The organism is Streptomyces sp. NBC_01294 (genome assembly GCF_035917235.1).
GTDB lineage: Bacteria > Actinomycetota > Actinomycetes > Streptomycetales > Streptomycetaceae > Streptomyces > Streptomyces caledonius.
On the sequence record NZ_CP108423.1, the window covers coordinates 5,643,367 to 5,669,726 of the forward strand.

Here is a 26,360-nt window from a genome sequence, read left to right on the forward strand (position 1 = left end):
ATCCTCGGAAACCGCGGGGCGCCCCGCAGGAGAGGATCGGTGCGGTGGGGCGGGGATCCGCGGCGGGTCCGGCCAAACCGTCACCTTACGCTCAAGGCGGGCAGTGCCTTCGCAAGACCGTTCGCCCCTCAAACAGGTAGGAAAGCCGTCAAGCGCTGCCGATGATGCCGAACGAGCTGGAATGGTGTGGGATGAGTCACCAGAGGTGCACACGGGAAGGCTGAAAGTTGCGGCGAGACGGCCGTAATCGTCACCGTTTCGACGGTCTCGGGGGCCGGGTACTTGCGCGATCCGCCGCGCCCGTGTGGACTACGCCCAATGCTGCGCGTACGCGCGCCGCCGAAAGACATTCACCGAACATGAGCAGGAGGCACCCCGTGAGCGCGACCGCGGACCACGCGGAGAGCCTGGCCGCCCGGCTGGGTTTCCAGTCCGAACAGGTGGTCCAGGAGATCGGCTACGACGACGACGTCGATCAGGAATTCCGTGATGTCGTCGAGGAGCTCGTCGGCGAACTCGTCGACGAGGACTACGACGACGTCGCGGACGCCGTGCTGCTGTGGTTCCGAGAGGAACCCGACGCCGATCTGGCGGACGCACTGGTCGATGCCACCGAGCTGATCGAGGACGGCGCACTGATCCTGCTGCTGACCCCCAAGACCGGCCGCCCCGGCTACGTCGAGGCCAGCGACATCCAGGAAGCCGCGGAGACCGCCGGTCTCTCGCTGGCCAAGGGCGCCCCCGTCGGCAAGGAGTGGGCCGCCACCAAGCTGGTGACGCCCAAGACTGCCGCCAAGAAGCGCTGAGCAGCGTCCCGCAGGACATCTCGCACACCCCGTCGACCCGGTCGGCGGGGTGTGCGCGTTCACGGCCCCGGCCGCCATAGGCTGGGTCTCACCCGAACAGCCCAACGCAGTGATGCAGGAACGAAGGGATGCGAGATGGCCATCGAGGTCGGCGACAAGGCCCCGGACTTCGAGCTCAAGGACAACCACGGTGCCACCGTGCGGCTCTCCGACTTCCGGGGGGAGAAGGCAGTGGTGCTGCTCTTCTACCCGTTCGCCTTCACCGGCGTCTGCACCGGCGAGCTGTGCGAGCTGCGCGACCAGCTCCCGCGCTTCCAGAACGACGACGTGCAGCTCCTCGCGGTCTCCAACGACTCCGTGCCGACCCTGCGGGTCTTCGGCGAGCAGGAGGGCCTGGAGTACCCGCTGCTGTCGGACTTCTGGCCGCACGGGGAGACCTCCCGCGCGTACGGGGTCTTCGACGAGGCCAAGGGATGCGCGGTCCGGGGCACGTTCATCATCGACAAGGACGGCGTGGTGCGCTGGACTGTCGTCAACGGACTGCCCGACGCCCGTGACCTGAACGAGTACATCAAGGCGCTCGACAGCCTCTGAGCGGCTCCGGGCGTGCCCGCGAGGGCCCGCACGCGCCGTTCGCGCAGTTCACTTGCGAAAACCGCTTACCAGGCGGGAACCCGTCACTAGGATCGGAACGTTGATCCGGTAGCAACCGCACGACGGGGCACCGCCCCACACAGAACCCAATGGAGGACCCGTGGGAGTCAGCCTCAGCAAGGGCGGCAACGTCTCGCTGACCAAGGCCGCGCCTAACCTGACGGCGGTCATCGTCGGTCTGGGCTGGGATGCTCGCACCACCACCGGTGTCGACTTCGACCTCGACGCCAGCGCGATCCTGACCAGCGACCAGGGCAAGGTCACCAGCGACGCGAACTTCGTCTTCTTCAACAACCTGAAGAGCCCCGACGGCTCGGTGGAGCACACCGGTGACAACACCACCGGTGAGGGCGAGGGCGACGACGAGGCGATCAAGGTCAACCTGGCCGGCGTGCCGGCCGAGGTCGCCAAGATCGTCTTCCCGGTCTCGATCTACGAGGCCGAGAGCCGCCAGCAGAGCTTCGGCCAGGTCCGCAACGCGTACATCCGCGTCGTGAACCAGGCCGACAACACCGAGCTCGCCCGCTACGACCTCTCCGAGGACGCCTCGACCGAGACCGCCATGGTCTTCGGCGAGCTGTACCGCAACGGTGCGGAGTGGAAGTTCCGCGCCATCGGCCAGGGCTACGCCTCGGGCCTGCGCGGCATCGCGCAGGACTTCGGCGTCAACGTCTGAGCCCGAGGGCTTGAGAGCCCGAGAGCCTGAGAGCAGTTCACCCGTCCGGCGCCGTGCACTGTGTGTACGGCGCCGGACCGGCTTTACCCGCTCCACCCTGCGGACATCGCCGCAGGCGGCACACCGCCACACCGCCACACCGCCACATCGTCGTCCGGGGAGGACCACAACATGGGCGTCACACTCGCCAAGGGGGGCAATGTCTCCCTGTCCAAGGCCGCACCGAACCTCACCAGGGTTCTGATCGGGCTCGGATGGGACGCGCGCTCGACCACGGGAGCCGACTTCGACCTCGACGCCAGCGCGCTGCTGTGCAACAGCGGCCGGGTGCTGGGGGACGAGTACTTCGTCTTCTACAACAACCTGACGAGCCCCGAGGGCTCCGTCGAACACACGGGGGACAACCTCACGGGCGAGGGTGACGGCGACGACGAGTCGATCATCATCGACCTCACCAAGGTGCCCGAGCGCGTGGACAAGATCGTCTTCCCGGTCTCGATCCACGAGGCGGACGCCCGCCGGCAGAGCTTCGGCCAGGTCAGCAATGCCTTCATCCGCGTGGTGAACCAGGCGGACGGCCAGGAGTTGGCCCGCTACGACCTCTCCGAGGACGCCTCCAGCGAAACCGCGATGATCTTCGGCGAGGTCTACCGCTACGGCGGTGAATGGAAGTTCCGCGCTGTGGGGCAGGGGTACGCGTCGGGACTCAGGGGCATCGCTCTAGACTTCGGGGTCAACGTTTCGTAAAGCCGTACACAGACGCATGGGGTGCCAGGTGCCAGTGGTTCTGAAAACCTTCGGCTGGTCGTTCGCCATCACGGCGCTCGGCCTTGCCTTTGCCGCGTGGCAGTGGGGGTGGGAGGCGTTCGGGGTCGTATTGATCCTGTCGATCCTCGAGATCTCACTGTCCTTCGACAACGCGGTCGTCAATGCCGGAATCCTGAAGAAGATGAATGCCTTCTGGCAGAAGATCTTCCTCACCGTCGGCATCCTGATCGCCGTCTTCGGAATGCGGCTCGTCTTCCCGGTGGCGATCGTCGCCATCAGTGCCAAGGTCGGTCCCATCGAGGCCATCCAGCTGGCGCTGGACCACCCCGAGCAGTACGAGGCCCTGGTCACCGACGCCCACCCGGCCATCGCCGCCTTCGGTGGCATGTTCCTTCTGATGATCTTCCTCGACTTCATCTTCGAGGAGCGGGAGCACAAGTGGCTCGCCTGGCTTGAGCGTCCGCTGGCCAAGCTCGGCAAGGTCGACATGCTGTCGGTCTGCATCGCCCTGATCGCCCTGCTCGTCTCGGCGATGACCTTCGCCGTCAACGCCCACACCAGCACCGGCCACGCGGACAAGTCCGCCACCGTGCTGCTCGCCGGTGTCGCCGGTCTGATCACGTACCTCATCGTCGGCGGCCTGTCCTCGTACTTCGAGGACAAGCTGGAGGAGGAAGAGGAGCGCGAGCACGAGGAGGAGGAGCAGGCCAAGGCAGCGGGCAAGCCCGTCTCCGCCGTCGGCCTGGCCGGCAAGGCCGCGTTCTTCCTGTTCCTCTACCTGGAGGTCCTCGACGCCTCGTTCTCCTTCGACGGGGTCATCGGCGCCTTCGCCATCACCAACCACATCTTCTGGATGGCGCTCGGCCTCGGCATCGGCGCCATGTACGTCCGTTCGCTCACGGTCTACCTGGTCCGCCAGGGCACGCTGGACGACTACGTCTACCTGGAGCACGGCGCGCACTACGCGATCGGCGCCCTCGCCGTCATCCTGCTGGTCACCATCCAGCACGAGATCAGCGAGATCATCACCGGCCTCATCGGCGTGGTGCTGATCGCCGGCTCCTTCTGGTCCTCGGTGCGCCGCAACAAGCGCATGGAACTGGAGGGTTCCACCGCCAAGGCATGACCGCGGCGGTAATGCGGAACGCTCAACTGCGGGGCGGTCCACCGGGTCCACGGACCCGGCGGGCCGCCCCGCTTCCGTAGGCTTCGCGGGACCAGGGGATCAGGGGACCAGGGGGTAGGGGATGGGCTTCTTCGACGGCATCATGGGCAGCCGCGCCGTGCAGTTCCAGTCGGGCAGCGCCTCGTCGAACGCGATCGAGCTGAACAAGCGGCACGCGACGGTGTCGCTCACCAAGCAGGGGGCCGTCCACGGCAATCTGCGCGTCAATCTGTCCTGGCGCATGCGCACCTCGGACATCGGCGGCCGCTCCGGCCAGAGCGGCCAGCTCTTCCGGCACCCGTTCAAGCTGTTCAAGCCGGACATGGTGCAGGCGCACACCCAGGGCATGGTCAACGTCGACCTCGACATGGGCTGCCTGTACGAGCTGACGGACGGCACCCGCGGCGCCGTGCAGCCGCTGGGGAACCTGCTCGGCGACCTCAACGACCCGCCGTACGTGAAGCTCAGCGGGGACGACCGGTTCGGCTCGGCGTCGGGGGAGACCCTCTACATCAACCTCGACCACGCCGACGAGATCAAGCGGCTGCTGGTCTTCGTCTACATCTACGACCAGACCCCGGCCTTCGACCGGACGCACGCCATGGTGACGCTCTATCCCGTCACGGGGCCGCGGATCGAGATCCCGCTGGACGAGCGGCACCCGCAGGCCCGTTCCTGCGCGGTGGTCTCCCTGGAGAAGGTCAAGGGCGAGCTCGTCGTACGGCGCGAGGTGAAGTTCGTGTACGGCTTCCAGGCCGAGCTGGACCGGCTGTACGGCTGGGGGCTCCAGTGGGGGCGGGGCTACAAGAGCACCAAGAGCTGACGGGGGGCAGGGCGGGGTCGGGGCGGCGGCGGGGAGCCGGAGCCGACCGCGACCGAAGCCGACCAGCGCAGGCCGGAGCCCGCCGACGCCGACCGGCACACCCCGGACCGACGCCCTACCAGCGCCGACCGGAGCCGGCCGACGCGGACCGACGCCGACCGGAGCCCCGGGCCGCCGTCGGCGCCCTCGCCGCCGCCAGCGCCGCCAGCGCCGTCAGCGGCGGATGAACTGCGGGCCCTGCACCGGCAGCCGGAAGGACGGATCGCCGCCCGGACCCGGCACCGGGGCCGGGGACACCGGCTGCGGATACCCGTAGGCGGGCTGCACGGCCGGCGGGGCCTGCGTGGGCGGGGCCATGGCGGCCGTCTGCTCGGAGGTCGGCCCGGCCGCCGGGCTCGCGGCCGGCTCGGCGGCGTTCTCGTCGACCGAGATCCCGTGGTCGGTCGCCAGGCCCACCAGCCCGTCGGAGTAGCCCTCGCCGAGCGCGCGGAACTTCCATCCCTCGCCCCGCCGGTACAGCTCCCCGCAGATCAGCGCCGTCTCGGCGCCGGTCTCGGGCCGTACGTCGAAGTAGGCCAGCGGTTCGGAGCCGCCGGTCGCGGTGGCGTCGTAGAGGAGGATCCGCAGGTCGTGGACCCGTTCGAAGGGGACGTCCTCGGCGGAGGCGACCACCAGGATCCGGTCCACCGTCGACGTCACCGTGCGCAGATCCGCCTGGACGGCGTCGGTGATCGCGTCACCGATCTGCTTCTTGCCGAGCCGCCAGACGGCCCCCGAGGGGTGCCGGGGCTGGTTGTAGAAGACGAAGTCCTCGTCCGAACGCACCCGGCCGTCCGGGCCCACGAGCAGCGCGGAGGCGTCCACGTCCGGAACCTCGGGGCCGCCAGTCCAGCGCAGCACCGCCCGGACCGCCACGGGGGCCACCGGGATGTTCGAGCCCTTCTGCATCGCGTGCGTCATGCACGTCATCCTGCCCTCCCGGGGTGGAGCGCGACAATGCGGCCCCCCGTAGGGCCTTGTATCGAACGCGAGACCTGGGCATGGTGCAAGAGGGTTACCTGAACTTCATGTGCTTGAGGAACTCTTGACTCGCGTTCGTACGTACTATTACCGGCCATGCCAGTTGGGCCGCCGAGGCAGTACGGGGGAAGCACATGCGTCACTTTGGGCATATATCGCCCACCGTCCGTAAGGACCTCTTCCATCAGGAACCGGCGGAATTCACCGGGGCCTCCCCGGCACGCGTCCTCGCGGCGGCGCTGGGAGCCACGCTGTACAGCCCCGCCACCCGGCCCACGCTCGCCGCGGACATCCGCAAGCAGGCCGGCCGCGGAGTCGTCTCCATGGTCCTCTGCCTGGAGGATTCCATCAGCGACGCCGATGTCGCCGGAGCCGAGGAGAACCTCGTCCGGCAGTTCGCCGAGCTCGAGGCCGACGCCACGGAGCTCCCGCTGCTCTTCATCCGGGTCCGCACGCCCGAGCAGATACCCGACCTGGTGCGCCGCCTGGGCGGCTCCGTGCGGCGGCTGGCCGGATTCGTGCTCCCGAAGTTCGACGAGAGCCGCGGCATCGCCTTCCTCGAAGCCGTCGCCCAGGCGGAAGCCGTCAGCGGACAGCCCCGCCTGTATGCCATGCCCGTTCTGGAAACCCCGGAACTCCTCCACCTCGAAACCCGCGTCGAGGCCCTCGCCGGCATCTCGCGCACGGTCAACGCCTACCGGGAACGGGTCCTGGCCCTGCGGCTGGGCGTGACCGACTTCTGCTCCGCGTACGGCCTGCGGCGCACCCCCGACATGACCGCCTACGACGTCCAGATCGTCGCGGGCGTCATCGCCGACGTCGTCAACGTCCTCAGCCGGGCCGACGGCACGGGCTTCACCGTGACCGGCCCCGTCTGGGAGTACTTCCGTAGCCAGCAGCGCCTCTTCAAGCCCCAGCTGCGCCGCAGCCCCTTCCTGGAGGAGGGCGTGGAGGAGCTGCGCACCGCCCTGATCGAGCACGACCTGGACGGACTGCTGCGCGAGATCGAACTCGACCGCGCCAACGGTCTGCTCGGCAAGACCTGCATCCACCCCGCCCACGTCACGCCCGTGCACGCCCTGTCGGTGGTCTCCCACGAGGAGTTCTGCGACGCCCAGGACATCCTGCGGCCCGAGCGCGGCGGCGGCGGAGTGATGCGTTCCGCCTACACGAACAAGATGAACGAGGTGAAGCCCCACCGGGCCTGGGCCGAGCGCACCATGCTGCGCGCCGAGGTCTTCGGTGTGGCGAAGGAGGAGGTCGGCTTCGTCGACCTGCTCACGGCCGGGCTCCAGGTGTGAGCAGGCACCTGCACGAGAAGACGCCGATGCTGAAGAAGACGCAGCAGACGCAGCAGACGCAGCAGACGCAGCAGACGCAGCAGACACGGAAGACACAGAAGACAGAGATGACGAGGAAGGGCGAGACGATCGAAGCGGTGTGGTCGGGTACCTGGGTCGCGGACCGGCTGGGCGTGAGCCTGCAGGACTCCGAAGGAGGCCCGCGGCTGACGGAGCTGCTCGGACTGGCCCTGCGGCGCAACCCCAAGCGGGCGCACCTGCTGGTCTCGCAGGTGCTGGGCAAGCACGTCCCGCAGTCCCCGCAGGTCGTGTACGCCGCCGGGTACGGGCTCGGGGAACGCGTGCGGGCGCTGCTCGGCGAGGACGCAGCCGCGGCCGCGGTGGTCCTCGGCTACGCCGAGACCGCCACCGGACTCGGCCACTGCGTCGCCGACGGCCTGGGCCCCGCCCCCTACCTGCACTCCACCCGCCGGCCCGTGCCGGGCGTGGAGGCGGCCGGCGGCTTCGAGGAGGCGCACTCGCACGCCACCTCGCACCTGCTGCTCCCCGAGGACCCGCGGCTGCTCGCAGGCGGCGGCCCGCTGGTCCTCGTCGACGACGAGTTCTCCACCGGCAACACCGTCCTCAACACCATCCGCGATCTGCACGCCCGCCACCCCCGCGCGCACTACGTGGTCGTCGCCCTCGTCGACATGCGCTCCCCGGAGGACCGCGACCGGCTCACCGCCTTCGCCGCCGAGCTGGGAGCCCGGGTGGACCTCATAGCCCTGGCCTCGGGCACGGTGACCCTGCCCGAGGGCGTCCTGGCCAAGGGCCGGGCGCTGGTCGAGGAGTACGAGGCGCGGGCTGCGCAGAATCAGCCCCTCCGGCGTTCGAGGAGCGGGGTCCTGGGCGGAGCCCCGGCGGACGGCCCGCAGCCGCTCACGCGCGTCGACCTGAACTGGCCCAAGGACGTCCCCGACGGCGGCCGACACGGCTTCACCCCGACCCACCGCGCCCGGCTGGAGGCGGCCCTCCCGGACCTGACCGCCCAGCTCACCGCCGCGCTCGGCGACGACGTACCCGGACGGATACTCGTACTCGGCAACGAAGAGCTGATGTACGCGCCGCTGCGCCTCGCCAAGGCCCTGGAGGAGGCGGGGGCGGCCCGCGAGGTCCGCTTCTCGACCACCACCCGCTCCCCGGTGCTCGCCGTGGACGACCCCGGCTACGCCATCCGCACCCGCCTGGTCTTCCCGGCCCACGACGCCCCGGCCGACGGACCCGGCGACCGCTACGCCTACAACGTCCACAGCACGGCGGGCGCCGGCTTCGACGCCGTCGTCGCCGTCGTGGACTCGGCCGGGGACACCCCCGAGCTGCACTCGGGACTCCTCGCGGCCCTCGCCCCGCACACCGGCCGCGTCGTCCTGGCCGTCGTCCCGTCCTACACCCCCGACCGGCGGGAGCCGAAGCCGACCATGACCGAGCCGTCCACGCACGCGCCGACCACGCACGCGCCGATACCGCACGCGCCGACCGCGCACTCGTACCCGCCGATCACGCAGCAGCCGCTGCGCGGTCCCGCCTTCTCCTCGTACGCCCCCGAGGACGTCGGCTGGCTGCTCCAGGACTTCTCCGACGTCGAGCTGGAGGCCCCGACGGAGGAGCGCGAGGAGGCCATCCAGGCCGGCGGCGCGCACTACGCCGAGTCCCTGCCCGTCGAGTACCAGCCGACCGCCCAGTACCAGGAGCTCTACCGGAGCGCGCTGGCCGCCTCCGCCACCCGCATGGCACGGGCCGTCGGCACGGTCACCGAGACCGTCCTCGCCGAACGCTCCCCGTCCCCGGTACTGGTCTCCCTGGCCCGCGCCGGCACGCCCGTCGGCGTCCTGATGCGCCGCTGGGCCCGCGCCCGGCACGGCCTGGACCTGCCGCACTACGCCGTCTCCATCGTGCGCGGCCGCGGCATCGACGCCAACGCCCTGCGCTGGCTGGCCGCCCACCACGACCCGGCCGACGTCGTCTTCGTCGACGGCTGGACCGGCAAGGGCGCCATCACCCGCGAGCTGAAGGTCGCCCTGCAGGCCCACCAACAGGAAATGGGGGGCCCGGGCTTCGACCCGGAGATCGTCGTCCTCGCCGACCCCGGCTCGTGCGTGTCCACGTACGGCACCCGCGAGGACTTCCTCATCCCCTCCGCCTGTCTCAATTCCACCGTGTCCGGTCTCATCTCGCGTACGGTTCTCAGGTCCGACCTGGTCGGACCCGCCGACTTCCACGGCGCGAAGTTCTACCGCGAACTCGCCGGAGCCGACGTCTCCGTCGACTTCGTCGACACCGTCGCCGCCCACTTCGACGAGGTGGCCGACGCCGTCGACGAGGAGGTCAAGGAGCTGCTCGCAGCCGACCGCACCCCGACCTGGGAGGGCTGGGCGGCGGTCGAGCGGATCAGCGAGGAGTACGGCATCCACGACGTGAACCTCGTCAAGCCCGGCGTCGGCGAGGCCACCCGCGTGCTGCTGCGCCGGGTGCCGTGGAAGATCCTGGCGCAGCGCGGCGCCGGGGCCGACCTGGACCACGTACGGCTGCTCGCCGAGCAGCGCGGGGTCCCGGTGGAAGAGGTCGACGGGCTGCCCTACACGTGTGTAGGACTCATCCACCCCCGATTCACGCGCGGCGCCACGGGCGCCGACGGAAAGGCTGTGGCCTCGAAGTGACTGTCCTCGTAGCCAGTGATCTCGACCGTACGCTCATCTACTCGGCGGCCGCCCTCGGTCTGACCATGCCCGACCCGGAGGCCCCGCGGCTGCTGTGCGTCGAGGTCCACGAGAGCAAGCCGCTGTCCTACATGACGGAGACGGCGGCGGGACTGCTGGCGGAGCTGACGGCCGACCCCTCGGTGGTCTTCGTCCCGACGACCACCCGGACCCGCAAGCAGTACCAGCGCATCCGCTTCCCCGGCCGCCCGGCCGCCTACGCCATCTGCGCCAACGGCGGGCAGCTGCTCGTCGACGGGGTGCCGGACCGGGACTGGCGGCGGCAGGTCGCCGCCCGCCTGGCGCAGGAATGCGCCCCGCTGGAGGAGGTCCACCAGCACCTGCTGTCCGCGGCCGACCCGGCGTGGCTGCGCAAGGCGCGCGTGGCGGAGGACCTCTTCGCCTACCTCGTCGTCGAGCGCGCCCTGGTCCCCGACGAATGGCTCAAGTCCCTGGCGGAGTGGTCCGAGGCCCGCGGCTGGACGGTCTCGCTGCAGGGCCGGAAGATCTACGCCGTCCCGCGCCCGCTCACCAAGAGCGCGGCGATGTACGAGGTCGCCCGCCGCACGGGAGCCTCCACGACCCTCGCCGCCGGCGATTCGCTGCTGGACGCGGACCTGCTGCTGGCGGCGGACGCGGCCTGGCGCCCGGGCCACGGCGAACTGGCCGACGCGGCCTGGACGGCGCCCACGGTCACGGCCCTGGCCACGGCGGGCGTCCTGGCCGGCGAGGAAATAGTGCGCGCGTTCACCCGCGAGGCGGACCGACTCGGCAGACTGGACGCATGACCAAGGGCAACAGCACCAAGATCACGGACGAGCTCTACCGGTACATGCTCGACCACAACCCCCCGCTGGACGCCGTCCAGCGGGGGCTGGTGGCGACGACCTACGCCAAGTTCCCGGACGTCGCCGGAATGCAGTCGGCGGAGGAGCAGGGGCCGCTGCTGGCCTTCCTGGTCCGGCTGACGGGCGCACGCCACATCGTCGAGGTCGGCACGTTCACCGGCTTCTCGTCCCTGTCGATGGCCCAGGCGCTCCCCGCGGACGGCCGCCTCATCGCCTGCGACGTCTCCGAGGAGTGGACGGCGTACGCCAGGGAGGCCTGGGAGGAGGCGGGCGTCGCGGACCGCATCGAGCTGCGCATCGCCCCCGCCCTGGAATCCCTGCGCGCGATGCCGGCCGAACCCCACATCGACCTGGCCTACGTGGACGCGGACAAGGAGAGCCAGATCGCCTACTGGGAGGAACTCGTGCCGCGGCTGCGCCCGGGCGGGCTGATCATCACCGACAACACGCTGTACCACGGCACGGTCCTCGACACGTCGGCCACCGGCTCGGCGGCGGGGGTCCGCGCCTTCAACGACCACGTGACGGCGGACCCGCGCATGGACTCCGTCCTCCTGGCGATCTCGGACGGCCTGACCCTCTCGCGCAAGCGCTGAGCGCCGCCGTCCGGCGGGGCGGGGTCGACCGGGCGGTCGGCGGGGTGGCGGGGTGGCGGGGTGGTGGGGTGGCGGGTGGCGGCGGGCCGGGGTTCAGCCGCAGCCGCCGCCACCGCAGCAGCCCCCGCCGCCGCCCGCCGCCCGGGCGGGCGCGGGCGCACTGCTCGTCCCGCCGACGGCGACGGCCGACAGCAGCTTGACGGTGTCGGCGTGCCCGGCGGGGCAGTCGGCGGGCGCGGAGGACTCGGCCATGGGCCGGCTGACCTCAAAGGTGTCGTCGCAGGTCCGGCAGCGGTATTCGTATCGAGGCATGCGCACAGGCTAAGCGCGCCCGCCTGCCGTGCGCTACGTGCGCTACGCCCTCTACGTCCCTTCGTGCGCCACGGACGGTCTACGTCCCTCCGTGCGCCACGGACGGTCCGAGCCGTGCCCGGGCCCGGTCCTCACGGGCCGCCTGCTCGGGGTGACGGGCGCGCCAGTACGGATTGTCGTGCGGCAGGGCGCTGCCCACCCGCCCGTACATCCCGAACCACATCAGCATCACGCCGACGACGAAGCTGAACAGCACGTTCTGGATCTCGAAGGCCAGGAAGTTGAAACCGGTGTCCAGCAGGGCGAGATTGACGAATCCGCTCAGGATGAACGCCACGCCGATCACGATGTTCAGGGTGGAGGCGAAGGCACCGCCGACCACCATGCCGACGAACAGCAGCCCTCCGATACAGATCGAGAGGACGCTCAGCGCGCCGTTGGTGTTCAGGGCGAGCACCGTGTCCCCGCCGGTGTCGAAGAACCCGACCTGGTCGACGAGACCCAGGATGCCGAAGACGACCAGCAGCAGCCCGGTCAGGCCGGCGCCGACCCGGTAGACCTTGCTCAGCTTGTGATCGGTGGGCAGGTGCTCGTCGAGCTTGGCATTGACGGGACGCATGAGGCGTCGCAGCATCCCGGGGGAGTCCTGTGGCGGGTGGGACGGCGGATAGGGCTCATGGGCGATGTACGGCGCATAGTTTTCATGCGGCTCGTGACACCCGTAGAGCGCATGAGGCGCATAAGCCCCATGAGCCTCATGCTCATGCTCATGCTCATGCGGCACCGGGGCCGCTGCGGCCGCGCCGGACGCACGGGACTTGTGGAACATGTGGAACGTGTGGGCAGCCATACCGCCCTCCTCTGCCTCGGGACACGCCCTTCGGGCACGCGTCACTCAGGCTCGTCCCTCCAGCATCCGCCGGACCACGGGCCAGGACAAGTCGACCCGGGTGGCCGGCCCGGCCCGGGCAGCCGGCCCGGCCCACCACGCTCCGACCGCTCAGCCGTGGCCGCGCTCCGCGCGGATCTCGTTCACCACCCGGTTCACGGCAACCCGTACGTCCTCCATCTCGTGGAGGAACGCCCAGTAGTCCGGGTGCCGCCCTTCCAGTCCCTCCAGAGCGCGGCCCACGCGCGCCACCGCAGCGTCCAGCGGCCGCGCATGCCGCGGATCCGGCACGCTGCGGCCCGCCATCGCGAGGCGCTGCGCGTCCCGGATCGCGAAGCGGGTCCGGTCCACTTCCGCCTGCGGATCTCGCGCCACCGCCTCCAGCCGCGTCAGCCGGTCCTGCGCCGCCGACACCGCCTCGTCCGTCGCGTCCAGCGAGCCGCGGACCGCCTCGATCAGCGTCCCGACGTCGGCCCAGCGCTGCTCGTCCCGGGCCCGGCCGGCCTCTGTGAGCCGGTCCTCGGCGTCGGCGACCTCCCGTACCGCCTGGTCGGGGACGTGCTGGAGGTCCTGCCAGCACGCCGCGGCGAACCGCCGCCGCAACTCGCTCAGTACCGGATCCACCCGGTCCGCCCGGTTGCGCAACGCCTGCGCGCGCGTCCGCAGGCTCACCAGCCGCCGGTCGATCTCCGCCGCCCGCTCCGGCAGGCGCGCCGCCTCGGCCCGTATGGCCTCGGCGTCGCGCAGGATCCGGTCGGCACGCTGCACCGTCTCCTGCACGCCGTGCTGGGCCGCACCCTGGTTCAGCTTGGTCAGCTCGGGCCCCAGCGCCGCCAGCCGCGCCGCCAGATCATCGGCCCGCATCCCCTTGGCCCGTACGGCGTCCAGCGCATCGCTGGCTCCGATCAGCGCCGCCCTGGCCCGCTCCCGGGCCGGCGCGACCCGTGCGAGCTGCGTCTCGGCCTTGTCCAGCAACGGCTGCAACCCCTGCGCGAACCGCTCCAGCTCCCCCTGGACCCGCACCAGCTCGTCGCGCGCCCGGGTCAACTGGTCCCGCGCCCGCAGGGCGACCGATGCCTCCAGCTCCGCCCGGTCCAAGTCGTGCGCGTCGACCGCCTCGATGTAGACGTGACTGACCTGGTCGATCCGCTGCCCGAGCGCGGCGAACCCCTCGGTCGCCTGCCGCGCGGCGGGCGACCCGTCCGCCGCGGCGATCGTCTCGATCGAGATCCGCAGATCCCGCTGCGCCGTATCCAGCTCGTAGAACGCGGCCGCGGCGGCATCCTTCGCCGCCTGCGCATCCGCCCGCCGACTCTCGTCCCGCCCACCGAACCACCGCCGGGATGCCGTCGTCACAATCCCTCTCCCGTGCCGTGTCCGCCATGCCCCGATCCATTCTCCCCCACGGGAACGGGTTTGCGTGGGGGGTGTGCCCGCCATGTAGGCTGTCCACTCATCCACGGGTGCGTAGCTCAGGGGTAGAGCGCTGCTCTTACAAAGCAGATGTCGGCGGTTCGAAACCGTCCGCGCCCACCACCACAAAGGCCCCCAACCGATCACGGTTGGGGGCCTTTGGCATCCGTACCTGACACCAACGGGGTCGGTCAGCAGCGGCCACACCTGACCCTGAGGGGTCGGTACCCCCTCGCGCGGCGTAGCTCGGCACGCGCCGCGCGAGCGCACTGGGCCGGGCAGCCAAGTTCAAGCCAGCAGCCAAAGCACGGCAGCCACACCAGCAATGAACGTTCCTTCAAACTCCTCGACGAACTCCGCCCCGAGCCCGTGCGGTAAGAGTTTCTCTACTTCATCAAGGCACCCGCCGCGCAGGCGCGGCGAGCGCGCCCGTCGCCCGGGCCTGCGCTCCTGTCTCCGCCCCGCTCCAGCCCGGCCGTCGGCCCACGCCTCCAGCTCGGGTTGATGGAGGGAACCCGCGGTGCCTTGGGCGGCGGGTTCCGCTCACGTCAGAACGATGCCTCCGGCGGGGGCGCTCTGACTCCGGGATGGCGGGGGCGCCGTACGCGGGTGCCGGTACGTCGTGGTGAGTGTGGGGAGGCTCCCATCCCGTCTACCGTCGACCCAGGCAAGCCGAGCAGACACGGGCCCTGGCGTCCAGGTCGTTCGTCCAGTTGGGCGCTCCACCTGGACGCCAGGGCCCGCGCCCGCTCCACGTACGTGTGGGTCGACGGCAGACGGGATGGGAGCCAGGGGCAGTCGTGGTTGATGTGGGGTCATCAGAGGTGCGGGAGTAGGTGTGGGCAGCTCCCGCAAAGCCACTCCGCCGACCTAATCTGACGATCCGAACTGGTGACATTGGTGATTCGTTCGGCCGAGCTTCCCTGGCAAGGGCCAAAACCGACTTGAGGATGCTGCTACTGGATCACCCGCAGCCGCGCACAGCCCGGCAGCCATACCCGGCTAGCTGAAACACGAGACGCGGCCACCCTGTCAGGAGATGCGTATGCACACCAGCCGGGATGAGTGCACCCATGTTCCCGAGCGACGTAGGAATCAGAGGTCGAAGCGGGCCCGTCACCGTCGGCGCGCATGGGTGGTTGGGGGCCTGGTTGCACTATGCACTGCACTGTCGCCCGGCGTCACCCCGTACGCCTCAACAGCCGAGAATCCAGTTCGGCACAGCGACCCCGTCTACGTGACCAACACAGACGACGACAGCGTTTCGGTGATCGACCCCAGCACCAACGCGGTGATCGACACCATCACCGCGGCCGAGGGTATCGGCGACGGTCCCATCGGAGTGGCGGTGGACCTGCCTCGTGCCCGTGCCTACGTGGCCAACAACGGCGACGGCATCGTGAACGGCACTGTGTCGGTGATCGACACCAGCACCCATCAGGTGGTCGGGCCCCCCATCATCGTCGGCCTCAGCCCGTTCGGGGTGGCGGTGGACTCGACCCGCGCCCGCGCCTACGTGACCAACGCTGGCGACGCCACCGTGTCGGTGATCAACACCGTCACCAACGCCGTGATCGACACCATCAGCCTCGGCACCAGCGCACTTGGGGTGGCGGTGGACCCGACCCGCGCCCGCGCCTACGTGACCAACGAAGGTCACGACAGCGTTTCGGTGATCGATACCAACACCAACGCGGTGATCGACACCATCACCGAAGCAGAGGGCATCGGCGACGGCCCGTTCGCGGTGGCGGTGGATACGCGCCGTGCCCGCGCCTACGTGACCAACGCCAACGACGACAACGTCTCCGTGATCAACACCAGCACCAACCAGGTGGTCGGGTCCCCCATCACCGTCGGCGACACCCCCCAAGGGGTGGCGGTGGACCCCCAACGCCCACGCGCCTACGTTACGAACCTCTTCGACGACACCGTGTCGGTGATCAACACCGCTAATAGCCAGGTAGTCGCCACCATCGGCGGCCTCGGCGACGCCCCAGCCGGAGTGGCTGTGGACCCTCGACGCCGTCGCGCCTACGTGGCCAACCTCTTCAGTGACAACGTGTCGGTGATCAACACTGCTACCAACCAGGTGATCGAGCCCCCCGTCATCGTCGGCGACAGACCGACCGGAGTTGTCGTCTTCTAGTGGCGGCCGATCGAGATGAAACGCTCCTGGCAACCTCGCGAGCTGACTGCGCCGCATGGAGTACAGCAGTGACGTACCGCAACCCCAGCGACCGCTTCCGTCCGGTAGCGTCTCGCCGGGGCCCAGAGCGACCGGAATGACCGTCGCTGACCGATCCGGCTAGAGCTACGGATCAGAAGGGCGCACGGCCGGCGGCTTCACGGTCGCCGGCCGCTGGCGCACCGGACGAGGGGGCGGCGATCCCCCAAGCTCTGGTCCTGAGCGCCTCATGGGCGCTGTCATACTCGCAGCGTGACTCTCGACCAGGAGCTCGCTGAGCCGATAGATCCCGCTGAGGTGCTGGCCGCGACGCACTGGGGTGCTGTGGAACATGCCTACGGACCGGCCGATAACGTCCCAGAGATGCTGATTGGACTTCTGGGCGCTGATCAGCACGTGAGGTCCCGGGCGTTGGACGACCTGCATCACATAGTTCACCACCAGAACACCCTGTACACCGCCACCGCCCCGGCAGCCCTGTACGTGGCGGGGATCCTCGGCGATGAACGCACCCTCTGGCCCGTCGACAAAGGCCCACACGGCTTCCCTGGGCCGATGCGCGCCGAGTTGCTGGGGTGGCTCGACTCCGTGGCCAATGACGCCGACGACGAAGCTGCAGAGTTCAGTCGCCGCTTCGGGTTCCCGCCCGAGGACTATCCGCCGTTCATCGAGATCTGCCGAATTCGACCACAGCTCTTTCGTGCCGTTTCCGCGTTCCTCCACGACTCCGACAGCCATGTGCGCGCGGCAGCTGTCTCCGCCTGTATCCCGCTGCTGGACGACCCGCGCCTACTCCACCACCGAGTCACCTTGATCCCTCTACTGCGAGAGGTCCTGGCTGCGAGCGAGGTGTGGCAGTACCAGGAGAGGGCGATCGAGGCTCTTGCGAGCTGGGGTGAGGACACTGCAGGGCTACAGATCCGCCGGGAACGGTTCGCATTCTGCGACTCGGAAGTCAAGCCTGCGCCGTGGGTAGGCGAGCAGTGGGGCGGCTGCGACACCGATCCTCCCTTCTGACGGTTGGCTTGCCCGACCGTCACACCGACCAGATTCCCGTCTCAGTTTTCGCCTCATTCAGCTCCGTCCGGGGCCGTTCAGGAGAGGCCGAAAGGCACTACTCGGCTAGCAGCCGACCGGACGCGAACGCAGGTGAACGAGCCGGGATACGCGCCCGACCTGGACCAACAGGCTTGGACAGCGTGCACAGCCGGCGTTGGCTGACGTCTGGCGTGGTTGACGGGGGGCTTTCCGATTTGGTCCGCTCTGACCATGACCGCGGACCCGAGCGAGTACGAGAAGTCCATGCCGGCGGTGTCGGCATTCCTGAAGAAGATGGAACGCGGCATCGACCGGACGCGGGCGACGCACGCCGGGCAGCCGTATTCGACGGTCCGGCAGGCCCTTGCCCTCGCTCTGGAAGAGGAAGGAGCTCGCCCGATGGTGCCGCAAGTGGTCGACGAGCTGGCTCGGCAGATCTCCGAGAGGACCGACCGCTGATACATCCCCCGGTTGGTACATCGAGCGTGCCAGACGCGTGCCAGGTAGGGCGGGGAACAACGGTAAATGGTGGGTGTCACGGGGAGCCCTTGGGTTCCCCGTGACACCCATTGTCCCTGGCCAGAGCCCTGCGAGGGGCTCGAAGATCGGTGATTCCCAAGCTCAGGGCTCCGTCCTGGCATTTCAGGGAATGGTCAGAGACATGACGAGCGAACCGAACTTGCAAGCGGCAAGGCTCCTAGCTGGGCAGGCCCAGGACATCGGGTGGGTGTCTGGGCGAGAGCCATGGCGTGAGGCCGTTCAGTGGCTGACCCGAGGCCGACTCGGCCGGCGCAAGGGACCAGCACCCGAGGTGGAGTTAGACACTCCCTGGCAGGACACCCTCTCGCCGAACCGGGCCGGTTGGCGGCAGCGGGCTGCGAACCTGGCAGGCGAGTACGCGTTCAGCGTCGACTACCAGATCTGCTCGGCCTGTCGTCTCGCTTGGGTCGAAGAGCCTTATACGCTCCCCGACTACCAGCGTTGCGGCCTGGCCTCAGCTGGCCTGGCCGCGTTGCGGTTGGAGTACGCAGGCTCGTCTTGGCACACCCTTGGTGGGCATTTCGCTGAGTCGAAGCCCTTTTGGGCAGCCGTCGGGAACAGCGTGCCAGGCGGGTACGAGCATCGCTCCCTGTGCCCACACGTCTCCAGTGGGTGATCCCCTGAGGCCCCGCGAGCCGTGGCCTATTCGCGGACGGAGACCAGCACTCAGCCGCACCTTGAGCCTCTGACCTGCTGAGACGTGTGAGACGCACGGGGCCTCCGGAGCCGTGTGCCCCACTGCGCTCCCGTTCGCGCCTTCCCGGCTTGCATGGCGGGCGGGACGATGCCGGCGTCCTTGTGGCTGCTCAGGGAGGGGTAGTGGGGGAGTGACTCAGCCGAAGTGCGGGGCTCCGAAGAAGAGTGGGGGGCGGTGCACGAGACCGGCCGACGTGGGCTCTGGCCAGTGCTTCCAGCATCAGGGGGCTTGGACGGCCCGGGCTCGGGTGCAGCGCAAGAAGAAGGAAGCCGCGGCGAAGATGCAGGAGCTTCGGAAGAGGAAGTGGTCTTGGTGGTGACCGGCTTCTGACATCCACGGCTGACATCAACACGGGTGAACGACAGCGATTCCAAGCGGTCGAGCAGGGCTAGTGCGTCCTGGGCTTGATCAGTGAGGGCCGGATGCTGGGCGAGCTTACAAAGCAGATGTCGGCGGTTCGAAACCGTCCGCGCCCGTCAGCCTGCCTGGCAAGCGCTGACCCTCGCTGGCCAGAGCGCGTCTTCGGCCCACAGGGAGGATCGTGGAAGGAGAGCCTGAACGCATCCGCATCCGCATCCGCATCCCCGCCCGGGGGTCGACGAGGGCGGCAGCGGCACCACTCCGGGAGGTACGCCATGCGCAAGGTCGTTGACTGCAGGGACTACCCCAGCGAGGCCAAGTGCACCCTGACCATCGCGGGCGAGGAAGAAGAAGTGGTCCGGGCGGCCACCGAGCACTCTGTGTCCGTGCACGGCGAGGTCGACACGCCGGAGTTCCGGGCCACCCTGCGCACCCTGCTGAAGGACGAGGTGCCGCAGCACGCCTGACTTGCGAGGCTGAGTTCGCGGAGGGCCGCGAGGGCAGAAGACGGATACCGATACGCGCCCCCACTGCGGTCCCGATAGGCAGTGGGCGGCGGGCAGCTGGGGCCCTGCAAGTTGCGGCCTGTTCGGTGGACTGGCAAGGCGGCGGACGTTGTCACCTGTGTCCTGAGCTGCTGAACGCGTGAGACGCACAGGCCTCCGGAGCCGTGCCCGCCGCCCTCCTGTCCGCGCTGTCTGCTGCTCCCGGGCGGCTGTCTTTGACGAGACCATTCCGGGGTTCGGTGGCCGCTGCAAGCAAGTGGGGGTCAGGCGATGCGGCCTGGGTCGTGCAGGTGCTCTGTGGGAGCCGGGCGAGCTTACGAAGCAGATGTCGGAGGTTGAAACCGTCCACACCCGCTAGTGCAGAGGGTCCCCGCCGGCCATGGCGGGGTCTTTTGTGTGGGGATTCGACGGCTCCGAGTGGACAGTGCGGCGGGAAGCTGCCTTCCGCAGTGCTCGCAGGCAGGGCATCGTGCTGTCGACTGCCTGTGCTCGTGGATGGGGGATGAGTGGGGATGTGGGCTCAGCTGCCGGCTCTGATCGGCGTTGTCATCGGAGCCGTCGGCTCGTACGCAGTGGCCGGCCTTACGGAGCGGAGCCGTTGGCGCCGGGCGAGGGCCGAGCGCTGGGACGAGAAGAGGTTCCAGACGTACGCGAGTTATGCGAGCACCTTGAAGCATCAGATACGCATCGCGCAGCGGATCGGGGCTGCCAGGGGTTTTGCGAACGTGGCGGATCCCTTGGAGCCGGGCGAGGGCCTGGCGCAGCTTGCCGAGGCCGAGTCCCGGCGCGCAGCCGAGTGGGAATCGGTGCTGCTCGTGGGGGATGCCGAAGCCATTGGAGCGGCCCGTGCATGGCACGAAGCGGTATGGAACGTCGAGTTGTACGCGCGGGGGCTCAGGGACGACCCTGCCGGGTGGGCGAGCGCCGAGAAGAGGGTGAGCCAAGCACGTGATGCGTTCTATGCGTGCGCGCGACGCGACCTCGGGATCGCGGGACCGCCCCCACCGTCCGGAAACTGGCCTCGGCCCTGGCAACAGACGGAACTCAGCTGAGGCGTCCTTGCGTTAGGCGCCCGGGTCGTCGTACCTCAGTAGTGCGGTTTGTCGTACCGAGGTCGAGGAGTGCCGAGTGCCCTTCCTGAGCGGCGCGGCGCGCGGTCGGTGCGGCTGCGTCAGGCGGGGGCGCTGGTTTTGAATCGGCGGTTGTGGTGACGTCGCATCAACTCCCAGGGGAGTACTGCTGCCAGGCAGTAGACGGTCATGGCCGCCCATGCCGGCAGCGCGAAGGCGAGGAGGAGCGCGCTGGCGAACCAGGCCGGGTAGCAGACCAGGTCGACCCAGAGCGGGACATGGCTGAGGCGGACGAAGAGCACGGGTATGGGTTGCCCTTGGCTGCCGGCCGACGCATTTCGAATGTAGGCGATGCTGGTGGCTGCCGCGGTGACAGCGGCGAGAATGATGGCAATGATCTGCACCTGAATCTCCTGCCCTCTTGGCGTCTGAAATTCCCCGTTTCATGTCCAGGGGAATCGATCGGAGGGCTCGCGTCATGCCGCGGAATGTCGTGGCTTGACACGGGTGATGTGTCGGGCCGAGCTTGCATCCGTGCTGGTGGCGGCTGGCCTGGCGGTCTCGGTGGTGGTCCGCTTCCATCCGTCAAGTCACGCAATCCAGGGGCGTGACGGGACGTATATGGCGGGGGTTAATTGTGGTGCGGCTCATGCCGTACAAGTGGCCCGGCCCGCCTGCATTGTTTAGAACGGTTCTGGTGAGGCGATGTGCGGGCACATTTACCATTGTCCCTGCGAGAAAGGATGTGGTGGCGATGTTTCCCGCTCCCATTCATCCCGTGTGTATCAAAGCGACCCTGGACCCCCGGCTCAGTCGATGGAAGTGGTTGGTGAAGTGGATCCTCGCCATCCCGCACTACATCGTCCTGATTTTCCTGCAGGTCGCGTTCCTGCTGCTGAGTGTCGTCGCGTTCTTCAGCATCCTCGTCACCGGCAGGTATCCCCGGGCGCTATTCCGCTTCAATGTCGGCGTCATACGCTGGAACATGCGCGTCAGCTACTACTCCTCCGTGGTGCTCGGCACCGACGCCTATCCGCCGTTCACCCTGAAAGAGGTGCCCGGCTATCCGATACAGGTCGATGTCTCCTATCCCGAGCGGCTGTCCCGCGGACTGGTCCTGGTCAAGTGGCTGCTGGTCATCCCGCAGCTCCTGGTGATCGCGATACTGATCACCAGCGGCTGGGGTGTGTTCCGGTACCTCGAGGACTACAGTCCGTTCGCCTCCGGGCTCATGGGCGTGCTCTCGCTCATCGCCGTGGTGATCCTGACGTGTACCGGGACCTATCCGCGGGACCTGTTCGACTTCCTCATGGGCCTGCTGCGCTGGACGCTGCGGGTGTTCGTCTACGCGTCCCTCATGACCGACAAGTACCCGCCGTTCCGGCTGGACATGGGCGGCAACGAGCCCATCGCGGGAGCGGTGGCGCCGGCGGGCGGAGGGTGAAGACCTTGCGTACCACCCACGGCGGAGTGCGGGCGTGAGCAGGCGGCGCTACGTGGCCAGAGGCGTACCCGGCGGCTACCGCATCTGGGACAGCAAAGGGCGGCGCTGGTGGGGCGACCACTACGAGTTCTGCCCGGACGACCTCCTGACCGAGCTGAACGGCGGGGCGGAGCCGGGGAAGATCACCGCACTCCTCAAGCGCTACCGGGCCATGAAGCGGTGACTTCGTCCGGGCGGGGCCGTTCGCGTAGGGCCGTGGGAAGACCCCCGACCGGGTGCGGTCGGGGGTCGTTCCTTCGGGTCAGGCGTTGGGGCGCTTGCCGTGGTTGGCCTTCTTCTTCTTGCGGGCGCGCCGCTTGTTGCCTCGCTTGGCCATGATGTGGGTCTCCCTCGTCGGCGACTGTTCATGCCTCGGCCAGTCTAGATTCGTGAGGGTTCATCCGCATCAGCGGTGAATGTCCCCTTGCGGGTCAGGGGCGCTTGAACTCCACCGGGCCGCCGTTCATCTCGATGGCGCCGTCCGCGTGGAGGACCGGACGGCGTTCGGTCATGCGGGCGCTGTAGGCCTCGATGTGGTGGATGGCCGCGGCGTTCGGGTCCGTGAAGTCGACCAGGGCGATCGCCACCCAGTAGCGGGTCTTGGTGTTCTCGAAGAGCGGCACGGTGACCGTGGACCCGCGGCCGTCCGTGACGACCACCTTCGCCCCGAAGCTGCGGAACGAGCCGAAGCCGTTGCTCAGCGCGGAGTACGCGCAGAGCAGGACGTATCCCTGCTCCGCGGGGCGCACGATCCGCAGCGTCTCGCAGCCCGGCTCGCGAGCATCGCCGTCCAGCCGGATGAAGGGCCGCTCGGTCAGGGAACCGAGCTGCTTGTAGTAGACGACGCCGGTGTCGTCCCCGCTGTCCCCGCTGTCGTTCCCGGCGGCCACGGGGGCGCCCTGGGGGACATGGCGGGACTTGACCAGGGTGCCGGGCTGCGTGACGCCGCGCAGCGCGCGCGACGCCGGTACGAACAGGGCGTACAGGTCGAGGTCGGCGCCCCGCTTGCGTCGCTGCGCGCTGCCGCCGTCCCACTCCAGGGCGGCGGTGACCACCAGCTCGCGGTCCTGCTTGTCCAGGCTGATCGAGGCCTGGCCGCCCTTGTCGAGGCTGATCGCGCCCAGAGGGGGTTTGATCATGCTTGGTGTCCCCGGTGCCGGTGCCGGTGCCGGTGCCGGTGCCGGTTGGGGCGCCGGTTGGGGTGGGGTGACGTGGGGCGGCTTGGCGGGCGCCGCTGCCACGGTCGGCGGTTCCGGTTCCGGCTCGGTCACCTGGACGCCGAAGTCCGTGGCCAGCCCCGCGAGGCCGTCCGCGTATCCCTGGCCGATGGCACGGAGTTTCCACCCGGGGCCGCGGCGGTAGATCTCCAGGAGCAGGACGGCGCGCTCGCCGTCGGTGAGGGGCGGGAGCGGGAAATCGACCGGATCGGCGCCCTCCTGGGTGGCACGGACCCGTACGTCGCGCACGTTGCGGAAGGTGCGGGACGCGTCGTCGGGATCGCAACTGCCGATCAGGACCACCCGGTCCACATCGGCGGGCAGGCCCCCCGGCGTCACCTCGATGCGCTCCGGTCCACCGGCATCGGCGGCGAGGTGGCGGACCGCGCCGGACTCGGCCGACGGCTGGTTGTAGAAGACCATGTCGTCGTCGGACCGGACGCTGCCGTCCGCCGCGACCAACAGGGCGCTGAGGTCGACGGGGTCACCCGCGCAGTGCAGTTCGGCGGTGATGCGCTCCACGCCGATGGCCGTGTTCCCGCCCTTGCCGAGCTCTTGCATGCGTGCGCACCTACCCGCTCTTCCGAAGGCCTTTCGGTCACTGTGCCACAGCGCTCCGCGCCCTTGGCCGTCGCGCCGGGGCGTGGGATCGTCGGGGGATGGGCGAGTGGCTCGCATGGGGTGGGGTGGTCGTGGCGGTGGTCGCGGCCGCGGTGCTGCTGACGTTGCTGGAGCGCTCCCTGGGGGCGGGGTTCGAACGGAAGCGGGCCGAGGAACGGGCGCGGCTGCTCGCGCACCTCGCCGAGCCGGCCGCCCCCGCTGTCCCCGCCGCAGCCGGCCTTTCCGACCCCACCGGACCCGCCGGGCCCTCCCTGGCGCCCGGGGCCGGGAAGTTCCAGGACGTCAGCGGGATCCCGCACCCCCGTTCCCCGGCCCGCCTCCCGGCGCGGCTCGGCGACCGGCGGGACGACTTCACCCCGATCCTGGTGGAGTACTACGCCTACGGATTGACCCAGGCGCGCAGCAGCTTCGCGACGAGCCAGCGGTTCGCCGGCGTCGGTGCGGCGATCCTGCTCGTCGGGGTGGGGCTGTCGGTGTGGAAGGCCGAAGCCGGAGGGGAGCTGTACCTCGGGATCGTCACGAGCTCGGCGGGCCTGGTCACGACCCTGATCGGGCAGCTCTTCCACCGGCGGGCCGACATCGCGCTCCAGCACATGGCCGACCAGACCGCCTCCCTGCGGGACGATCGGCGGGCCGCAGAGACGACCCAGCAGGCGATCGGGCTGCTGGAAACGGTCGAGGACCCGGGTCTGAGGGCCCGCCTCCAGGCCGGACTGATCATGAAATTGTCCGGGGCCGAGCTGCCCCTGTAGCGGGATAGTAGAGGTATGTGCCGATCCATTAAGACGCTGCGCCCGCCCGCCATCCCCGAGAAGGCGACGGAGGAGGAGATCCGCGCCGCCGCCCTGCAGTACGTACGGAAGGTGTCCGGGTTCCGGGTGCCGGCCGCGCACAACCGCGAGGTGTTCGAGGCGGCGGTGGACGCCGTCGCCGAGGCCACCGCGGCGCTGCTCGAGGGGGTGCACGTACGGGGGCAGGCCGCCCCGGCGTGACCCCGAGGCGGCCCGCGCGGCCGCCACGGGAGGAGTCGGCCGCACGCGGGCCCGCAGCCCGCGCGGGCCCACCGGGTGCGGAGGCGTCGGGGTAGCCGCGGGTCAGGCCATGGCGCGGCGGCGCAGCACCCACACCCCGGCGCCGAGCGCACCCGCGGCCAGGGTGCCGCCGATGCCGATCTGCCACGGGCTCATCGAGCCGATGCTGCCGCCCGTTCCACCGCGCGCCGCGCCCGGGGTGACCTGCAGCGAGACGGTGACGCGCTCACCGCCGGGGCCGCCGCACTCGAAGACGACGCGGTGCGTGCCCGTGGCTGCGTTGTTCAGGACGGTGGCACTGCCGAACAGGTTGGTGGCCTCCAGGTTGCCGGGGGTCAGCCGTACCTCGCCGAAGGCGGTCGACGTGGCCCGGCCGGTCCTGGTGCCGCAGCCGTCGACATTGAGGGCGACCCGGCCGCCCGGGGCGACGCTGGTGGGGGAGACGCCGGCTGAGGGGGCGGCGTAGGCGAGCGAGGCGGGTGCGGCGGCGACGATGAGGGTCGCGGCCGCGACGGTCATCAGGCGACGCGCCGTGACGGACAGCGCGGCGGACGGTGTGGCGGGCGACGTGGCAGGCGGCTTGTCGGGCATGGAGAGAACTCCTCGGCTCCTCGAAACGGCGCGGCCAGGGCACGGATGTGACGCGGATTCGGTTGCGCACCGTGCTGTGGACGCTAGGAGCCTGGGGCGGGGGCGGCGATCGGGGCCGGGTGAACGGGTGAGCCACTGCTCCGCCCGGGGGAGCCCACGGCGGACTCCGTCTTCCCGGCGCGGCCTGCGCAGTGCCGCCTGCACCGCGCTGCCTGCGCAGCCCCGCCTACGCCGCCGGAGCCGCCGTCGGCGGAAGCGGGCGGCGGACGAGGAAGGCCGCCACGGCGCCCGCGGCGAAGAGGGCGACGATCGAGACCGCGGTGCCGAGCCACTGCGTGCCGAGCCACTGCGTGCCGAAGTAGCCGAGGGCCACGCTGTACCCGGCCCAGGCCATGCCCGCCAGGACCGACCACGGCAGGAACTCCGCCACCTTGCGCTGGGTCTTGCCCGCGCCCAGGGACACCACCGAGCGCCCCGCCGGGGCGAAGCGGGCGATCACCACCAGGGCGCCGCCACCACGCGCCAGAGCGGTGCCGAGGCGCTCATGGGCCCGGGTCAGCCGCCGGGACCGGGCGATGGCCCGGTCCAGCCGGGCCCCGCCGCGCCGGGCCAGCCGAAACGCTGCCATGTCACCCAGTACCGAGGCCGTCGTGGCGATCACGAGCAGGAGCAGGATGTCCGGCACCTGCTCGGGCACGGGCACCGGCCCCGCCGCACCGGCCGCCGCCGCGGCCGCGGCAGCGGTGATCACCAGCACCCCGCTCGGCAGCACCGGAAGGAAGACGTCGAGCACGACGGACACCGCCACCAGGGCGTAGATCCATGGGCTCGCGGTCAGCGACCCCAGCGTCTCAAACAAAACGGGACTCCCCAGTCCGATTGACGTGCTGCGGCACGAAGCGCCGCGACGTCGCGGGGAGCGGCAGGAGCGGCTGACAGCCATACAGCGTACGCCCGGCGTTCATGCCCCGGGTGCCCGGGGCGGTTCCCACGCCGCCGCCCCGTCAAC

General features: G+C 69.9%; 27 protein-coding genes and 1 tRNA gene. 19 read left to right on the plus strand and 9 right to left on the minus strand.

Going from position 1 to position 26,360, the window contains the following annotated elements; genetic code table 11:
• The first annotated feature begins 377 nt into the window (after nt 1-377).
• The 6 genes from OG534_RS25475 to OG534_RS25500 all read left to right on the plus strand — a co-directional run bounded on the left by OG534_RS25475 (nt 378) and on the right by OG534_RS25500 (nt 4,892).
• A complete protein-coding gene (locus OG534_RS25475; RefSeq protein WP_326590983.1) occupies nt 378-806 on the plus strand; it encodes a DUF3052 domain-containing protein in 429 nt (142 codons plus the stop codon).
• Between the two features lie 135 nt (nt 807-941).
• Entirely contained in the window at nt 942-1,400 is a 459-nt protein-coding gene (locus OG534_RS25480; protein ID WP_030657023.1) for a peroxiredoxin, read from the plus strand.
• Between the two features lie 160 nt (nt 1,401-1,560).
• Nucleotides 1,561-2,136, plus strand: a complete 576-nt coding sequence (locus OG534_RS25485) for a TerD family protein (RefSeq protein ID WP_326590984.1) — start codon at nt 1,561-1,563, stop codon at nt 2,134-2,136.
• 171 nt (nt 2,137-2,307) lie between these two features.
• Nucleotides 2,308-2,883: a TerD family protein gene (locus OG534_RS25490; RefSeq protein WP_326590985.1), complete on the plus strand. Its 576-nt coding sequence runs from the start codon at nt 2,308-2,310 to the stop codon at nt 2,881-2,883.
• Nucleotides 2,884-2,917: 34 nt separating this feature from the next.
• Nucleotides 2,918-4,030 (plus strand): DUF475 domain-containing protein, encoded by a 1,113-nt coding sequence (locus OG534_RS25495; protein ID WP_326590986.1) that lies wholly within the window; start codon nt 2,918-2,920, stop codon nt 4,028-4,030.
• A 121-nt stretch (nt 4,031-4,151) separates the two neighbouring features.
• Entirely contained in the window at nt 4,152-4,892 is a 741-nt protein-coding gene (locus OG534_RS25500; RefSeq protein WP_326590987.1) for a TerD family protein, read from the plus strand.
• A 213-nt stretch (nt 4,893-5,105) separates the two neighbouring features.
• On the opposite strand, the gene OG534_RS25505 is transcribed toward OG534_RS25500, so the two are convergent.
• Nucleotides 5,106-5,852 (minus strand): TerD family protein, encoded by a 747-nt coding sequence (locus tag OG534_RS25505; protein ID WP_326590988.1) that lies wholly within the window; start codon nt 5,850-5,852, stop codon nt 5,106-5,108.
• Between the two features lie 194 nt (nt 5,853-6,046).
• Here OG534_RS25505 and OG534_RS25510 point away from each other — a divergent pair, with 194 nt between their 5' ends.
• The 4 genes from OG534_RS25510 (at nt 6,047) to OG534_RS25525 (ending at nt 11,395) form a co-directional block, all read left to right on the plus strand.
• A complete protein-coding gene (locus tag OG534_RS25510; RefSeq protein WP_326590989.1) occupies nt 6,047-7,213 on the plus strand; it encodes an HpcH/HpaI aldolase/citrate lyase family protein in 1,167 nt (388 codons plus the stop codon).
• 107 nt (nt 7,214-7,320) lie between these two features.
• Entirely contained in the window at nt 7,321-9,912 is a 2,592-nt protein-coding gene (locus OG534_RS25515; RefSeq protein ID WP_326593833.1) for a phosphoribosyltransferase, read from the plus strand.
• Complete coding sequence (locus tag OG534_RS25520; protein WP_326590990.1) at nt 9,909-10,739, plus strand: HAD family hydrolase; 831 nt, start codon at nt 9,909-9,911, stop codon at nt 10,737-10,739. Before OG534_RS25515 ends, OG534_RS25520 begins: the two co-directional genes overlap by 4 nt.
• Nucleotides 10,736-11,395 (plus strand): O-methyltransferase, encoded by a 660-nt coding sequence (locus OG534_RS25525; protein WP_326590991.1) that lies wholly within the window; start codon nt 10,736-10,738, stop codon nt 11,393-11,395. Before OG534_RS25520 ends, OG534_RS25525 begins: the two co-directional genes overlap by 4 nt.
• A 93-nt stretch (nt 11,396-11,488) precedes the next feature.
• Here OG534_RS25525 and OG534_RS25530 read toward each other — a convergent pair whose 3' ends face one another.
• The 3 genes from OG534_RS25530 to OG534_RS25540 all read right to left on the minus strand — a co-directional run bounded on the left by OG534_RS25530 (nt 11,489) and on the right by OG534_RS25540 (nt 13,952).
• Nucleotides 11,489-11,707 carry an FmdB family zinc ribbon protein gene (locus OG534_RS25530; protein ID WP_326590992.1) on the minus strand — a complete coding sequence of 73 codons (219 nt, stop codon included), beginning with the start codon at nt 11,705-11,707 and terminating at the stop codon, nt 11,489-11,491.
• Nucleotides 11,708-11,786: 79 nt separating this feature from the next.
• The gene (locus OG534_RS25535) at nt 11,787-12,341 is read right to left on the minus strand and encodes a DUF4383 domain-containing protein (RefSeq protein ID WP_326590993.1); all 555 of its coding nucleotides are present in this window, start codon (nt 12,339-12,341) and stop codon (nt 11,787-11,789) included.
• Nucleotides 12,342-12,707: 366 nt separating this feature from the next.
• Nucleotides 12,708-13,952, minus strand: a complete 1,245-nt coding sequence (locus OG534_RS25540) for a hypothetical protein (RefSeq protein WP_442807150.1) — start codon at nt 13,950-13,952, stop codon at nt 12,708-12,710.
• Between the two features lie 105 nt (nt 13,953-14,057).
• Here OG534_RS25540 and OG534_RS25545 point away from each other — a divergent pair.
• From OG534_RS25545 to OG534_RS25565, 5 genes are all read left to right on the plus strand, one after another.
• A tRNA-Val gene (locus OG534_RS25545) sits at nt 14,058-14,132 on the plus strand.
• A gap of 1,114 nt (nt 14,133-15,246) precedes the next feature.
• Complete coding sequence (locus OG534_RS25550) at nt 15,247-16,158, plus strand: YncE family protein (protein ID WP_326590995.1); 912 nt, start codon at nt 15,247-15,249, stop codon at nt 16,156-16,158.
• A gap of 291 nt (nt 16,159-16,449) precedes the next feature.
• On the plus strand, nt 16,450-17,214 hold the full coding sequence (locus OG534_RS25555; RefSeq protein ID WP_326590996.1) for a hypothetical protein: 765 nt from the start codon (nt 16,450-16,452) through the stop codon (nt 17,212-17,214).
• Between the two features lie 252 nt (nt 17,215-17,466).
• Complete coding sequence (locus OG534_RS25560; protein ID WP_326590997.1) at nt 17,467-17,694, plus strand: hypothetical protein; 228 nt, start codon at nt 17,467-17,469, stop codon at nt 17,692-17,694.
• A gap of 1,413 nt (nt 17,695-19,107) precedes the next feature.
• Nucleotides 19,108-19,299 (plus strand): DUF1059 domain-containing protein, encoded by a 192-nt coding sequence (locus OG534_RS25565; protein WP_326590998.1) that lies wholly within the window; start codon nt 19,108-19,110, stop codon nt 19,297-19,299.
• A gap of 1,210 nt (nt 19,300-20,509) precedes the next feature.
• Here OG534_RS25565 and OG534_RS25570 read toward each other — a convergent pair.
• On the minus strand, nt 20,510-20,812 hold the full coding sequence (locus tag OG534_RS25570; RefSeq protein WP_326590999.1) for a hypothetical protein: 303 nt from the start codon (nt 20,810-20,812) through the stop codon (nt 20,510-20,512).
• Between the two features lie 425 nt (nt 20,813-21,237).
• On the opposite strand from OG534_RS25570, the gene OG534_RS25575 reads away from it, so the two are divergent.
• Entirely contained in the window at nt 21,238-21,852 is a 615-nt protein-coding gene (locus OG534_RS25575; RefSeq protein WP_326591000.1) for a DUF4389 domain-containing protein, read from the plus strand.
• Between the two features lie 34 nt (nt 21,853-21,886).
• Nucleotides 21,887-22,075: a hypothetical protein gene (locus tag OG534_RS25580; RefSeq protein ID WP_326591001.1), complete on the plus strand. Its 189-nt coding sequence runs from the start codon at nt 21,887-21,889 to the stop codon at nt 22,073-22,075.
• 78 nt (nt 22,076-22,153) lie between these two features.
• Here the strand turns inward: OG534_RS25580 and OG534_RS38720 are convergent, their stop codons facing one another.
• Both OG534_RS38720 and OG534_RS25585 read right to left on the minus strand, forming a co-directional pair.
• Nucleotides 22,154-22,228: a 50S ribosomal protein bL37 gene (locus OG534_RS38720; RefSeq protein WP_100661309.1), complete on the minus strand. Its 75-nt coding sequence runs from the start codon at nt 22,226-22,228 to the stop codon at nt 22,154-22,156.
• Nucleotides 22,229-22,322: 94 nt separating this feature from the next.
• Nucleotides 22,323-23,669, minus strand: coding sequence for a TerD family protein (locus OG534_RS25585; protein ID WP_326591002.1), 1,347 nt, complete (start codon nt 23,667-23,669; stop codon nt 22,323-22,325).
• A gap of 98 nt (nt 23,670-23,767) precedes the next feature.
• Here OG534_RS25585 and OG534_RS25590 point away from each other — a divergent pair, with 98 nt between their 5' ends.
• Together OG534_RS25590 and OG534_RS25595 are read left to right on the plus strand one after the other, a co-directional pair.
• Nucleotides 23,768-24,481 (plus strand): TRADD-N-associated membrane domain-containing protein, encoded by a 714-nt coding sequence (locus tag OG534_RS25590; protein WP_326591003.1) that lies wholly within the window; start codon nt 23,768-23,770, stop codon nt 24,479-24,481.
• Between the two features lie 15 nt (nt 24,482-24,496).
• Nucleotides 24,497-24,721, plus strand: a complete 225-nt coding sequence (locus OG534_RS25595) for a DUF2277 family protein (RefSeq protein ID WP_326591004.1) — start codon at nt 24,497-24,499, stop codon at nt 24,719-24,721.
• Between the two features lie 102 nt (nt 24,722-24,823).
• Here OG534_RS25595 and OG534_RS25600 read toward each other — a convergent pair whose 3' ends face one another.
• Complete coding sequence (locus OG534_RS25600) at nt 24,824-25,351, minus strand: hypothetical protein (RefSeq protein WP_326591005.1); 528 nt, start codon at nt 25,349-25,351, stop codon at nt 24,824-24,826.
• A gap of 226 nt (nt 25,352-25,577) precedes the next feature.
• Entirely contained in the window at nt 25,578-26,210 is a 633-nt protein-coding gene (locus OG534_RS25605; RefSeq protein WP_326591006.1) for a DedA family protein, read from the minus strand.
• Between the last annotated feature and the right edge of the window lie 150 nt (nt 26,211-26,360).